This is a genomic window from Variovorax raffinosi (assembly GCF_051216615.1).
In the GTDB taxonomy this organism is placed as follows: domain Bacteria; phylum Pseudomonadota; class Gammaproteobacteria; order Burkholderiales; family Burkholderiaceae_C; genus Variovorax.
In genome coordinates, this window is the sequence record NZ_JBPJZR010000014.1 from 192221 (window position 1) to 205685 (window position 13465).

Annotated in this window: 13 protein-coding genes; 2 read left to right on the forward strand and 11 right to left on the reverse strand. The window is 66.0% G+C overall.

Translation table 11 applies throughout. The features are described 5' to 3' along the window. Positions 1-6: 6 nt before the first annotated feature. The 7 genes from ACSFB7_RS31730 to ACSFB7_RS31760 all read right to left on the reverse strand — a co-directional run bounded on the left by ACSFB7_RS31730 (position 7) and on the right by ACSFB7_RS31760 (position 6904). Positions 7-1869: an amino acid ABC transporter permease/ATP-binding protein gene (locus ACSFB7_RS31730; RefSeq protein WP_435476315.1), complete on the reverse strand. Its 1863-nt coding sequence runs from the start codon at positions 1867-1869 to the stop codon at positions 7-9. Further along, positions 1866-2402 (reverse strand): GNAT family N-acetyltransferase, encoded by a 537-nt coding sequence (locus ACSFB7_RS31735; protein WP_435476316.1) that lies wholly within the window; start codon positions 2400-2402, stop codon positions 1866-1868. The genes ACSFB7_RS31730 and ACSFB7_RS31735 overlap by 4 nt, the downstream gene beginning before the upstream one ends. Continuing rightward, positions 2399-3616 carry a M20 aminoacylase family protein gene (locus ACSFB7_RS31740; protein ID WP_435476317.1) on the reverse strand — a complete coding sequence of 406 codons (1218 nt, stop codon included), beginning with the start codon at positions 3614-3616 and terminating at the stop codon, positions 2399-2401. Before ACSFB7_RS31740 ends, ACSFB7_RS31735 begins: the two co-directional genes overlap by 4 nt. After that, a complete protein-coding gene (locus tag ACSFB7_RS31745; protein WP_435476318.1) occupies positions 3616-4956 on the reverse strand; it encodes an LLM class flavin-dependent oxidoreductase in 1341 nt (446 codons plus the stop codon). Before ACSFB7_RS31745 ends, ACSFB7_RS31740 begins: the two co-directional genes overlap by 1 nt. A 44-nt stretch (positions 4957-5000) precedes the next feature. After that, entirely contained in the window at positions 5001-6005 is a 1005-nt protein-coding gene (locus ACSFB7_RS31750) for an LLM class flavin-dependent oxidoreductase (RefSeq protein ID WP_435476319.1), read from the reverse strand. Between the two features lie 101 nt (positions 6006-6106). After that, positions 6107-6607 carry a P-loop nucleotide/nucleoside kinase family protein gene (locus ACSFB7_RS31755; protein WP_435476320.1) on the reverse strand — a complete coding sequence of 167 codons (501 nt, stop codon included), beginning with the start codon at positions 6605-6607 and terminating at the stop codon, positions 6107-6109. A gap of 99 nt (positions 6608-6706) precedes the next feature. Further along, positions 6707-6904: a hypothetical protein gene (locus tag ACSFB7_RS31760; protein WP_435476321.1), complete on the reverse strand. Its 198-nt coding sequence runs from the start codon at positions 6902-6904 to the stop codon at positions 6707-6709. A gap of 149 nt (positions 6905-7053) precedes the next feature. Here ACSFB7_RS31760 and ACSFB7_RS31765 point away from each other — a divergent pair, with 149 nt between their 5' ends. Further along, positions 7054-7260, forward strand: a complete 207-nt coding sequence (locus ACSFB7_RS31765; RefSeq protein ID WP_435476322.1) for a dodecin — start codon at positions 7054-7056, stop codon at positions 7258-7260. 15 nt (positions 7261-7275) lie between these two features. On the opposite strand, the gene ACSFB7_RS31770 is transcribed toward ACSFB7_RS31765, so the two are convergent. The 4 genes from ACSFB7_RS31770 to mgrA form a co-directional block, all read right to left on the reverse strand. Next, positions 7276-9447, reverse strand: coding sequence for a TOMM precursor leader peptide-binding protein (locus ACSFB7_RS31770; protein WP_435476323.1), 2172 nt, complete (start codon positions 9445-9447; stop codon positions 7276-7278). After that, a complete protein-coding gene (locus ACSFB7_RS31775; RefSeq protein WP_435476324.1) occupies positions 9437-10294 on the reverse strand; it encodes a class I SAM-dependent methyltransferase in 858 nt (285 codons plus the stop codon). The genes ACSFB7_RS31770 and ACSFB7_RS31775 overlap by 11 nt, the downstream gene beginning before the upstream one ends. Before the next feature lie 30 nt (positions 10295-10324). Beyond that, complete coding sequence (locus ACSFB7_RS31780) at positions 10325-11131, reverse strand: BMA_0021/BMA_0022 family TOMM bacteriocin (RefSeq protein ID WP_435476325.1); 807 nt, start codon at positions 11129-11131, stop codon at positions 10325-10327. Positions 11132-11455: 324 nt separating this feature from the next. Then, positions 11456-12496, reverse strand: coding sequence for an L-glyceraldehyde 3-phosphate reductase (gene mgrA, locus ACSFB7_RS31785; RefSeq protein ID WP_435476326.1), 1041 nt, complete (start codon positions 12494-12496; stop codon positions 11456-11458). Between the two features lie 53 nt (positions 12497-12549). Here mgrA and ACSFB7_RS31790 point away from each other — a divergent pair, with 53 nt between their 5' ends. Beyond that, the gene (locus tag ACSFB7_RS31790; RefSeq protein ID WP_435476327.1) at positions 12550-13146 is read left to right on the forward strand and encodes a GNAT family N-acetyltransferase; all 597 of its coding nucleotides are present in this window, start codon (positions 12550-12552) and stop codon (positions 13144-13146) included. Positions 13147-13465 lie beyond the last annotated feature (319 nt).

The following is a 13465-nucleotide window of genomic DNA, read 5'->3' on the forward strand; positions in this document are numbered from 1 at the left end:
AGGACTTCAGAGAACCTTGGCCAGAAACTCGGCCGTGCGCGGATGCTCCGGCGCGTTGAACACCTTCTCGGGCGTGCCGGTTTCCAGAATGCGGCCACGCTCCATGAAGACGATGGTGTCGGCCACCTCGCGGGCAAAACCGATCTCGTGCGTCACGATGACCAGCGTGGTGCCCGAGCGCGCCAGTTCCTTGATGACGGCCAGCACCTCGCCCACCAGTTCGGGGTCGAGTGCCGATGTGGGTTCGTCGAACAGCAGCACCTTGGGCTTGAGCGCGAGCGCGCGGGCAATGGCCACGCGCTGCTGCTGGCCGCCCGACAACTGGCGCGGATAGGCATGCGTCTTGTCGGCCAGCCCCACGCGCACCAGCAGCTCGGAAGCCAGCGCCTCGGCGTCGGGACGCGACAGGCCGCGCACGGAAATCGGCGCTTCGATGATGTTCTCCAGCACCGTGAGGTGTGGGAACAGGTTGAAGTTCTGGAACACCATGCCCACGTCGACGCGGCGCTTGAGAATCTCTTTTTCGTGCAGCTCGTACAGCGTGTCTTCGTCGCGCCGGTAGCCGATCAGCTCTCCGTCGATGGCGATGAAGCCGTCGTCCACGCGCTCCAGGTGGTTGATGGCGCGCAGCAGCGTCGACTTGCCCGAGCCCGACTGGCCGAGGATGACGGTCACGCTGCCCTGCCCCACGTCGAGCGTCACGTTGTCGAGCACCTTGAGCGTGCCGAAGCTCTTCGACACGCCGTGGATCGTGACCTCGCCGCCCTGCGTGAGCGGGTCGGTCCACCGGGGCACCTGTGCCGGCGCGGGTGCATCGACAGCATTGCTCTCGACCACGGGCGCGGCCTCGGGCACCTTCGACCGCCACAGCCCGCGCACTACGCTACCCAGCCACGAACGGGGCGGATTGCGCAGCGCGCCGCGCGAGAAATGCCGCTCGACGTAGTGCTGCACCACCGACAACCCGGTGAGGATGATGAGGTACCACACCGTCGCCACCATCAGCAGCGGAATCACTTCCAGGTTGCGCCGGTAGATGATCTGGATCGTGTAGAACAGCTCGGGCAGCGCCAGGATGTAGAGGTTCGACGTGCCCTTGGCCAGCCCGATGATGTCGTTGAAGGCCGTCGGCAAGATGGTGCGCATCGCCTGCGGCAGCACGATGCGGAAAGACTGGCGCCCGCGCGAAAGACCCAGCGCCGCAGCCGCTTCGAGCTGCCCCTGCTCCACCGACAGGATGCCGCCGCGCACGATCTCCGAGGCAAAGGCCGCCTGGTTCAGCGTGAGGCCCAGCAGCGCCGCGATGAAGGGGCTGATCAGTTGCGTGGTCGGGTACGAGAAGAAGGTGATGTCGGTGAAGGGCACGCCCAACGCGACCGTCTCGTACAGGTAGCCGAGGTTGTTGATGATCAGCAGCAGCACGATCACCGGGACCGAGCGGAAGATCCAGGTGAACACCCACGACAGCCGTGCCAGCAGCGGCGAGCGCGACACCCGCGCCAGTGCCAGTCCGGTGCCGAAGAAGAAGCCGAGCAGCGCGCCGAGCCCGGTCAGCAGCAGCGTGCGGCCCAGCCCTTCGAGCACCGGCTCTGCGAAGAACCATTCGGCGAAGACGCCCCAACCCCAGCGCGGATTGGTCAGCACCGAATGCAGCACGATGCCGATGACAAGCACCGCGAACACGGTGCCCACCGTGCGTGCCGGATAGCGGGCGGGCACGATGCGGAAGTGCGAATAGTCGCCCTTTGCCGGCGCTGCTGGCGCAGCCGGTGCGATGCGCGGCGGCGGTGCGGGCTCGGGCCTCGATGGGGCGCGTGCCGGTGCGGGGATTCGCGGCTCGGGGACGGCGTCAAGAACGGTGGTGTTCATCGCTGCACCGCCTCCGCCTGGGCCGCGACCGGCCGGCTGTGATGGCGCGCGGTGGCCAGGTGCTTCTCGAACGGCAGCTTGCGCGGCGTCTCGGGGTCGGCAACCTCGTCGAACAGCGCGGTGTAGCCATGGCCACGGTACAGGCCCACGGCCTCGGGCTGGCGAAAGCCTGTCGTGAGGTAGATGCGCTCGTAGCCCTGGCGCAGCACCTGTGCCTCCAGCTCCAGCAGCACCTTGCTCGCAAGGCCCTGGCGCCGCAGGTCGCTGTGCGTCCACACGCGCTTCAGCTCGGCCGTGCGTTCGTCGTGCCGCATGAAGGCACCACCGCCGATCGCCACGCCATCGCGCAGCAGCAGCACGAAGTTGCCGTGCGGCGGTGCGAACACTTCGGCCGGGTAGCGATCGATCTCGCGCGGGGCACCGGGCTCGCGCAGCACGTCGCCATAGCGGCTGTCGTACTCGAAGGTCAGGCCCTCGATCAACGGCCTGGCGCGCGGATCGAGCGGCGTGGTGTAGAGGAACTGTTCGCTCATGGGGCTGTCTCCTGGGGAACTTCGTCGGAGAGAAAGCGCTCGGCCAGCCGCACCCAGTAGATGGCAGCGGGCGCAAGGATCGCGTCGTTGAAGTCGTAGTGCGGGCTGTGCAGCGAAGCGCTGTCGCCGTTGCCGAAGAACACATAGCTGCCGGGGCGCGCCTGCAGCATGAAGGCGAAGTCTTCGCTGGCGGTGCGCGGGCGGAATGCGGCATCGACGCGCTCGGCGCCGAAGGTATCGAGCGCCACTTCGCGGGCGAAGGCGGTCTCGGCCTCGTGGTTGATGACGGGCGGAAAGCCCAACCGGTAGTTGACGTCTGCCGTGGCCCCGAAGCTCTCGGCCTGCGCGCGTGCCTGCGCCGGAATGCGCTGCTGCAGCAAGGTCCGCACCTCGGGCTTGAACGAGCGCGCCGTGAGCTTCAGCTCCACGGTGCCGGGAATCACGTTGGAGGCTTCGCCGCCGTGGATGGAGCCCACCGTCACCACGCCCATGTCGAGCGGGTTGACGTTGCGCGACACCACCGTCTGCAGCGCCGTGATCAGATGCGCGCTGACCACCACCGGGTCGATCGTCTCGTGCGGCTGCGCGCCGTGGCCGCCCTTGCCGCGCACGGTGATCTCGGCCTGGTCGATGGCCGCCATCGCGGGCCCCGAGACGCAGCCGACATGGCCGGCACCGACGCAAGGCCAGTTGTGCAGGCCGAAGACCGCATCGCAGGGGAAGCGCTCGAACAGGCCTTCGTCGATCATCTGCTTCGCACCTGCACCCAGTTCTTCGGCCGGCTGAAAGATCAGGTGCAGCGTGCCGCTGAACTCGCCCGACTGCGCGAGAAAGCGCGCCGCGGCCAGCAGGATGGCGGTGTGGCCGTCATGGCCGCAGGCATGCATCACGCCCGCGTTCACGCTGGCGTAGGCCAGGCCCGTGGCCTCGCGGATGGGCAGCGCGTCCATGTCGGCGCGAATGCCCAGGCGCTTGCCGGGGCCGCGCCGCAGCGTGCCCACCACGCCGGTGCCGGCGATGCCGGTCGTGACCTCGTAGCCCCAGGCGGTCAGGCGCTCGATCACCAGGGCCGAGGTGCGATGCTCCTTGAACGACAGCTCGGGGTGCTGGTGAATGTCGCGTCGCAGTGCGATGAACTCGTCGCCGTAGCTGGCGATGGCGGATTCGACGCGGTGGATGTCCTTGACGGCCGGGCGCGGCAATGCGGCGCCCATCAGGCGGCCTTTTTCTCAGCGGCCGCAGCGCCTTCCCGCGCCACGTAGCGGCTCGCCTTGCGCGGCAGCCCGAGGTGGTCGCGCAGCGTGTGGCCGGGCAGCTCGCGCTGGTAGCGGCCTCGCGCCTCCAGCACCGGGATGACGAACTCGATGAAGTCGTCCAGGCCCTGCCCCAGCACCGGAAAGCCGAGGATGAAGCCATCGGCCGCGCCCTCGTCCACCCATCGGATGATCTCGTCGGCAATGCGCTCGCCGGTGCCGACGAACTGCGTGCGCGGTGTAGCAACTTCAAGAGCCACTTCGCGCAGCGTCTGGCCCTTGGTCTTGGCATTGGCCTTGATGCGGTCGGTGGTCGAGCGAAAGCTGTTGCGGCCGATCTCGCCCAGCTCGGGAAACGGTGCATCCAGCGGGTACTGGCCGAAGTCGTGATGGTCGAAGAAGCGGCCCAGGTAGGCCAGCGCTTCTTCGACCGTCAGCAGTTCGCGAATCGCGCGGTACTTGGCTTCGGCCTCTGCCTCGGTGGCCGCGACGACCGGGCCGATGCCCGGAAAGATTTTTACGTCGTCGGCCTGCCGGCCCTGCGCCACCGCGCTGGCCTTCACCTGCTTGAGGAAGGCACGCGTTTCCTCGATGGAGGGCGAATGCGTGAACACCGCATCCGCATACTTGCCCGCGAGCCCGACACCCGCGTCCGATGAACCGGCCTGGAAGATCACCGGCTGGCCCTGCGGCGAGCGCTGGATGTTCAGCGGCCCCGACACATTGAAGAAGCGCCCCTTGTGGTCCAGCGTGTGCAGCTTCTCGCGCTCGAAGAACTGACCGCTCTCGCGGTTGCGCGTGAAGGCGTCGTCGTCCCAGCTGTCCCACAGGCCTTGCGTCACCGAGAGATATTCGTCGGCGATCTCGTAGCGCAGCGCGTGCTCGGGGTGTGTGCGGCTGTAGTTCTTGGCGCTGCCTTCGAGCGGCGTGGTCACCACGTTCCAGCCCGCACGCCCGCCGCTGATGAGGTCGAGCGAGGCGAACTGGCGCGCCACCGTGAACGGGTCGCTGTACGAGCTGGAGATGGTGCCGGCCAGGCCGATCTTCGAGGTCACGGTCGCGAGCGCGGACAGGATCGAGATGGGCTCGAAGCGGTTCAGGAAATGCGGGATCGACTTCTCGTTGATGTAGAGCCCGTCCGCCACGAAGGCGAAGGCGATGCCTGCGGCTTCGGCCTTCTGCGCGGTGCGCACGAAGAAGTCGAGGTTGACGCTGGCGTCTGCCGGCCCGCCCGGGTGCTTCCATGAATTCATGTGGCTGCCGGCACCCTGCAGCATGACGCCGAACTTGATGTTGCTCATGACGATCGTTCTTCTTGATGGGAAAAAGGGAAACGGGGAAAGACTCAGGCCAGCGCGAGTTCACGCGCCTTGGCCAGCAGTTCGACGGAGGCCGAACGCTCCGCGAAACCAGCGACGGGAATGTCGATGACGAACTCCTCGATGCCGTGGCGTTCGCTCAGCGCATCGAGCGCGTCGCGCACCTCTTCGCCAGTGCCGGCGATCACATGCGGGCGTCGCTCTTCGGTGCGGTAGTCGGTCACGCCGGCCTGCCGCGCGAACTCGGCGGCGGCTTCCAGGCTCGGCAGGTTGACGCTCTGGCCGCTTGGCAGATGAACCTTGAAGCTGCGCAATGCGCCCACGAGTTGCGCGGCCTTCTCGTGCGTCTCTGCCGCGAAGGCAAAGAGCGCGAGCAAAGGCGCGCGGCCCGTGGCCGAGCGGTAGGCATCGACAGACTGTTCGAGGTTGACGGGGTCGCCATTGAAGTGCCCCGCGTAGACGAACTCCCAGCCGAGCTGCGCGGCCAGCAGAGCGCTTTCGGGGCTGCCGCCGAGCAGCACGCGCTGCGGCAACTGCGGCGGATTCGGCGTGGCGACCGCGCCCGCCAACGCATGGCCCGAGGTCACGCCGTCATGCAGGAAGGCATCGAGTTCGGCAAGGCGCACGCCGAAGTTCTCGCGCTGCTTCACCGGGTCGTGCAGCCACTGCAGCGCCTTGCTGGTGAGCGGCAGGCCACCGGGCGCCTTGCCGATGCCCAGGTCGACGCGGCCCGGTGCCAGCGACGCCAGCACGCGGAAAGTCTCGGCCACCTTGAACGGGCTGTAGTGCTGCAACATGACGCCGCCCGTGCCGACACGGATGCGCGAGGTCTTGGCGAGCACGTGCGAGGCCAGTACCTCAGGCGCCGATCCCGCGTAGTTGCGGTTGCCATGGTGCTCGGCCAGCCAGTAGCGGCGGTAACCCAGCCGCTCGGCGCTTTGTGCGAGTGCGATGGTGTGCTGGAAAGCCTGTGCGGCGTCGGCGCCTTCAGGGATCAGGCTCTTGTCGAGCAGGGACAGCGAATAGGACACGGTGTGCGGCGAAAGACGCCTTCAGAAGAATTGCTGCGAATTCTCTTGGGCATCGCGCGCACCGGTTGCGCTGAATTTCTATATCGATATCTGCTGAATGCTCAGTCCCGCAGGTGACCCAGGATCGACTGCACCGCATCGGCCGCGCTGACGGTGGCCGTGTCGATCACCAGGCGTGGCGTGGTCCATGGCATGTAGTCATGGCCTTGCACCGAAGCCCATGTGGGCGGCGTGAGGCCCGGAATGTCGGAGGTTCGCTGAGTGACGCGGCGCTGGTGTTCGGCGATGTCGGAGCACACGATCTCGACTTCGATCAGGCGTGAATAGGTGTCCGCGGCCACGGCCCGCCAAGCCTCGCGCGTGAGCTGCAGCGGGTTGACGCAATCGGCCACCACGGTCTGCCCGAGCGCGAGATTGGCGCGGGCCCACTCATAGGCGATGACGTAGCCCGCAGACCCCACGTCTTTCGCCAGCACCCTCGCCGACACGATGGCCTGCTCGATGCTGTCGATGCGCAGGAACACGGCCGGGGAACGCGCGACGATCTCGCGGGCAATGGTGGTCTTGCCCGTGCCGGGCAAGCCACCCAGAACAATCAGCATCGGTGTCTTTGCCTCCAGGTTGGTCCCGCATGGTGCGGGCCCTGGCCTTCGCTGTCAAAGCGCCTGCGCGATGTTTGCGATGCTTGCGCCTCACCTACCTCACCACGAATGCGGCAGCAGGGCCAGCGTTGCCGCCGCATGCAACCGGCGCAACGCCCTGACCGGCACATAGCCATGCGGCGCACGCCGCGCAATTTCGCGCGGCGAGCTGGGAGGAATGCGCCACGACTTCGCCGTCAGGGCGAGAACATGGCGGGCCTGTGCGGCGGGAGAGTCGAAGAGAAGGCGCTGTGGCATGGCAATGAGAAGGTGAACGCTGCGCCGGATTCTGCGCAGAGCCCTGCCCTTTGCCAAAGACGGATTGCGAGTTTCCTGATGCAGAAAATTCCACCAGGCATGCCATGCACTCACTACGATGGTCCGGGTCAACCACAAGGAGCACAGACATGTCGAATCACGTTTACAAGACGCTCGAGCTGACCGGCTCGTCCCCTACCGGCATCGAAGACGCGGTTCAGACCGCCATCGGCAAGGCACACGAGACCATCCGCAACATCCAGTGGTTCACCGTGACCGAGACGCGCGGCCATGTCGTCGATGGCAAGGTCGCGCACTGGCAGGTGACGCTGAAGATCGGCTTCACGCTCGAATAACGGCAGGCTCCGCGCTCAGACGTACAGCGCCAACGGGTTCAACTCGCCTTCCTGCAGCGGCGTCTTTCGCCATCCCATGGCGACCGGCACTTGGTAGAGACGTTCATTGCCCAGCTCGGGCCAGATGTGGCACAGGCCGGGCACGACCACCTTCACCGTGCGCAGCGGAATGTCGGGGCGCGAGCAGTCGAGCACCACGGTTTCCATGCCGAGGGCCGAGGCGATGCCGACGCAGCGGTTGATCTCCTCGGCGATATCCGCATGCGCAGCCACGGTGGGCGAACGCGTCGGCGCAGCGTCGCGCCGTTCGGCGGGCATGAGAAAGCGCGGCACGCCTTCCTCGTCGCCGGAAGGCGCAACGGAAAGCGTCTTTCCTGCGGCGATCAGTTGCCCCATTTCCGTGAGCGCCCGTTCGCAGGCCAGCACCGGGTCCGGACTGCAACCGAAGCCGATGGCCCAGTCACCCGTCACGCGATGCCGGCCGACGGCGGCCGAGACAGGTATGCCGAAGTCATGCGTGATGTCGAGCACCCAGTAGTGCCATGGCGCACCCAGGCTGCGTTCGATGCGTGCGAGGCTCTCGGCGGTTAATTGCCCCAGGTCGACGGCGGGCCTCTGGATCCGGCCATACCACCAGATGGCGGCTGCATCGCGCTCCACCAGCTCGAGAAAGCCTTGAAGGATGGCCTCCTCCAAGGTGTTTCCCGCGGCAGAGCCGTTCGATGTCCAGATGGCGTGCCGCTGGCTTTCCGCCGGGGCGTTGGCATGGCAGAACGACAAAGGAAGGTAGCAACGCTCGTTGAATGTCAGCGACCAGGCCGGTGCCCACCACGCCGGGTCGTGCGCCGACAGCGCCGGTGCGGCAACCGCATGCGGCGGCATGTTCGCATCGGGTTGCGCGCGCTGCCGGGCGCTGAAGCGTGCGAGTTCCTGCGGTGGGATGCAGCGCGCGTCCAACGCCGACGCGGCTGCAATGACCCGGGCCTCGTCGCCTTGATAGAACGCGGCGTACCTCTCGACCGCTTCGCACAGCGCACTCGCGCGCGATTGCTCGGTGGACATGCCCTTGCCCAGACAGACCTGGACCAACCCACCCGCTGAAAGGTCGCCATGGAGGTTCGGCGTCCTGAAGAGTTCGCTGCGGTAGACCGTCAATGCGTCTTCCGCTTGGGCGCCCACGGGAACGACCTGCGTGACGATGCCGCACAGCGGATCGACGTGCGGGGCCAGGCGCTCGAGCGTGGCAGACGCCGGCATCGTGCGCCAGCCGCCATCGGACCGGGCCGTGAAAGGTGACAGCGCGAGCGTGATCGGCTGACGCTGCCGATGGGCCATGAGTTCCGCGTTGCCGCACTGCGGGCACTGGGGCCGTGCCACGACGGCATGCGGCTGCGCGGGATCGAGCGTCCACAGCGCCTGCCCTGCCCGCATGACGATGTCTTGCGCCAAAGGAAGCAACTGCTGCAGCCGCTGGCTGACAAACACCTCGTCCGCGCGCACCGGCATGGCGATGGTTTCGCCACCCTGTCTGCCCTGCCACCAGGCCCGCGCGGGCCTGTTGCGCAGCAGGCGGTGCGAGAGGCAATGCCAGCACGCCGTGGCCACCGCCGCATCTGGCGTGAACATCGGCCCGACCAAGGCCTGCTCGCCCGTCGGCTTGACCAACAGCCACGCACGCTTCGCGGCACGCTGCCGGGCGTCGATCGGGCCGAGCCTGGGGTCGAGGTAGTCGTCGCAGAAAACGACGGCGAGGTTTGTCGCGTCTCCCGCTGCGGCGCGTGCCCACGCGATGGCCGCATCGTGCGCCACGGCTTCCGACAGCAGGATGGCACCGACGCCTTCGCTCACCAGCACGTGCGCAGGCCGCAGAGAGAAATCGGGCACAACGTGGCGTGCCGCGTCGTCCGCTCGCACCGGCCTTGCCAAGCCCTGCCGCACCAACGCTTCGAGCGCATGCAGCATCTCGGCCAGCAGCGCCGGCATTCCCACGGCCTCGCAATGCGATGCCAGGCTCACACGCTCGCGCAGCAACGGGTCGATGGCGCGCACACCCGGCGAGCCGAGCATGAACAGGTCCGTCTCGCTCAGCAACAGCAGGCCGTTCTGCTGCGCCAGCGGCGGCAGGAACTTGTCATGCCACTGGAAAGCGTCGGTGAAGAAATCCATCAGCGCTGGGTCAGGCCTCATGCGGCGATCCGAGCGCGAAGCGCGCGACGGTATAGGGCCAACTGCCGAACGTTGCCCTGAATGCGGTCTCGAAGAGCCGGTGCTGTTCGGAGAACTTCGAATAGAGATGGTCTTCGGAGAGCACGCGAATCGCCGGATGGATCGCTGCGATGCGGGCCGAATCTTCGAAGCCCGACACCACCGGCAGATGCATGCCGCCCACCTGCACCGGCATCCTCGCCAGGATCGGATGCACGTAGTCCAGCACGACAACGCTTGCGGGCTTGCATCCGGCGAACCGCGCCGCCAGCGCATGCAGGATGGCTTCGAGCGGCGCTTGCGGAAGATAGGGGCACACGCCTTCCAGCATCACGAGCACGGGACGGTCGCCCGGCAGGTCCGCGGCATCGAGCCAGGCCGGCGAAAGAATCGAGCAGGCCTGATTGCGCTCGCCTGCGCCGGGTGGCATGTGCTGCTCGCGCAGATGGATGGCCTCCGGCAGATCGACGTTGAGCCAGTTGATGCTGCCGCTTGATACCGTTTGCAAACCCAGTCGGCTGCGGCGTGTGCACAGCCCCGCGCCCAGCGTGATGCCCATGCCGAGCGGATGGGCCGCGAAGAACTCGGCCGCGAAACGATCAATGAGCGCGGCCCGCAGGACCACGCCCCTGACGAATGCCGGGTCCTTCGTGTAGGCCGACAGGTCGAACGGCAGCGCCGCGGCAATGCGGCGCGCCTCGGCATCGAAGAACTCCGATGCCGCAACGACGCTGTCAGACCGGGCCCGGGCGGCCAGCGTCAACAGCAGCGTGGCGGATGCACCTTGCAGCGCGTGCCCCGCCTTGTCGTCAACGTTTTCCGTGGGCAATCCGGCGTCCCTGCAACAGGTTCAGCAGGCTCAGCAGGTGAACGGGTACGCACTGCCCGTGTGGTTGTACGAGGTCAGTGCGATGGGCCAGGAGGCCTCTGCGGCCGGCGCCACCGGGTAGTTCAGCACCACGGTGTTCTTGATCGTGCTGCCGTCGGTGTTCTTCAGGTTCCACGCGCCGCGCTCGACATCCCATGAGAACGCGGGATTGACGGTGAAGCGCACGAAGAAGTTGTAGGGGTTGTTGTACCCCAGCCATTGGCTCAGCACAGGCGTGGCGTCGCTGTGATCGGGGCGCGTGAGTTCGCGCAGGAACTCTTCCGACTCCCATGCCATCGCGATCGCCCGCAATACAACGCCGCCGAATGCCAGCATCGATTCAGGCCCGCCGCCCAGGCTGCCCACTTCGTCCAGCGCGGAAAGGCCGGCGACCGGAGCGGATGGGGAAGAGGCTTGCGGCTGGTCCGCGAACACGCCGACAGGCCCCATGAAGTCGGGGAAGAACTGGTAGTAGGCAGCCAGCGCTTCCGACGCATTGGCTGTCGGCCGCTCGGGAATCACGATGTCGAAGGCATCGTTGAGCCCGGTCCATCCGCCCGTCAGGTGCGACTTCCAGACGGTTCTGCGTGTCGGGTCGTCGATGCGATGGATGGCAATGTCGAGCAGTGGCCACACCGACTTCAGTCCGAAGTCGCGGTTGAGCATCGGCTGGATGTCCTTCTGCGCCAACAGTTCTTCGCGGTAGGCCGTGTCATGCCACGAGCGGGCGATGGCGCGCAGGTAGGCCAGACGAAAGTCCAGCAGCGGGCCGTTGTTCTCGATTCGGTAATCTCTCATGAAGCTTCCTTTCAGAAAACGCACGATCAACTAAAACGCAACCGTGGCCACGGCACGCCGCCATTCGCGTCAAGCGCCGCAACACACGGGCAAGTGGTTGCGATGCGGGAATCGGTAAGGCGGCGCAGCCCCGGCTCGGGCCGCGGCAACGATCCGGCGCGAGGCCGAATCGGGGAGACACTTTTTTACTTTAGCTGACAGTTTGTGATTTCCGTCAGGAAATTTTCAGACGACGCCATGGCATGTGGATCGCCGCCGTCTCCCAGGGTGTGCAGACCTTTTCGTATAAAACAAAAGGGCTCATTACCCCTTGGACGGTTGGGCTCAAGCGAAGTCGGTCGACGGCTTTTCCCAGAGATTCACGCCGCCTTCGACCGCGTGCTTGTCGATCTCGGCCAGCTCTTCGGCGCTCAGCGGCGCATGCGCGAGCGCCGCCACGTTGTCGACGATCTGCTCGGGCCGGCTGGCACCGATCAACGCGGAGCTGACGCGCGGATCGCGCAAGGTCCAGGTCAGCGCGAGCTGCGCAAGGCTCTGGCCCCGGCGCTGCGCGATCTTGTTCAGTGCACGTGCGCGCTCCACGTTCGCTTCGGACAAATGCTCCTGCTTCAGCGAACCACCGCCCGGCCGGTTGATGCGTGCATCGGCCGGGATGCCGCTCAGGTACTTGTCGGTCAGCAGCCCTTGCGCGAGCGGCGTGAAGGCGATGACGCCGGCACCCAGGTCGTCGGTGGCCGCGAGCAGGTCTTTCTCGATCCAGCGGTTGAACAGGTTGTAGGCCGGTTGATGGATCAGCAGCGGCACCTTCCATTCGCGCAGCAGCGCAGCAATCTCGCGCGTCTTGCCGGCCGAGTAGGAAGAAATGCCGATGTACAGCGCCTTGCCCTGTTGCACGGCCTGGGCCAATGCAGACGCGGTTTCTTCCAGCGGCGTGTGCGGATCGAAGCGATGCGAATAGAAGATGTCGACATAGTCCACGCCCAGCCGCTGCAGGCTCTGGTCGAGGCTGGCCAGCACGTATTTGCGCGAACCACCGCCCTGCCCGTAGGGGCCGGGCCACATGTCCCAGCCGGCCTTGCTGGAGATGATGAGTTCATCGCGATAGGCCTTGAAGTCTTCGCGCAGCAGGCGGCCGAAGTTGGTCTCGGCGCTGCCGTACGGCGGACCGTAGTTGTTGGCCAGGTCGAAGTGGTTGATGCCCAGGTCGAAGGCCGTGCGCAGCAGCTTGCGTTGCACGTCGATGGGCGTGCTGTCCCCGAAGTTGTGCCAGAGCCCGAGCGAGATGGCGGGCAGCACAAGCCCGCTGCGCCCGACGCGGCGATAGGGAATGGCGTCGTAGCGCGCGGGAGCGGCGAGATAGGTCATGGAATGTCTCTGAGCGAAAAAGTGTGAAGGAGAAAAAAGCACGCGCGGTGCACATGGCACGCCAGCGCAGCATGCCTGCGCATGCATATCGCCGCAAGCAAACGTTGGCGGTCGCTGGTTTCAACGGCGAGGAGACTGAACGTATCAACGGGCGTGCGCAGGCACAAAGAAGGAAAGCGTGGATCGATATGCGGGTTGCGCGAAAGGCAGAATCTCGGCGGATGAAAAACGTCACCTTCTCCACCCCCACGCCCGAACAACTCGCCAGTGGCGAACTCGGCCGAAAGCTGCGTGAGTTCAACTACGGGGTCGTCGGCAAGTACCCCGAGAGCCAGTACGTGCGGCTGGACGCGAGGGACGAGACCGGTCGCCTGCTCGGCGGGCTTCGGGGCTACGTTGTGCTGCACTGGTTCACGGTCGAACTGCTCTTTGTGGAAGAAGAGACGCGTGGTTCAGGGCTTGGAAGCCGCCTGCTCGTGGAAGCGGAACAGCAGGCTATCGCGCTCGGTGCAAAGAATGCGAGGCTCGATACTTTTGAATGGCAGGCGCGGCCTTTCTATCTCAAGCACGGCTATGAAGAGTACGCGCGCATCGATGACTTCATGCAGGGTCAGTACCTGGTGCTGATGAAGAAGGCGCTTGCTGGCTGAGCGGCTGTCTGTTGTTGGCCATTGCTGTTCAGGGCGACACTCACGCCGACACGGTGCTCTTTTTCGCGAATGTCCCCCGCTTCGCTCCTCCTTTATTTAGCAAAAAAGAGCCCCGTATCGACGTGAGCGCTCAGAGCACTTGTTGATCAGCGCAAACCAGCAGCGTGTCCCGTGCGAATGACACCAGGTGCTCCCCGCAGCGAACTCAACAACCACCGGCTAAAGCCGGTGGGTTGCGCCTTGCGGACTGAAAGTCCGGATACGCGTCGACTCAACGACGCGTCATTCGGGCTCCATCTTGAAATCATCGTTCGGGTTC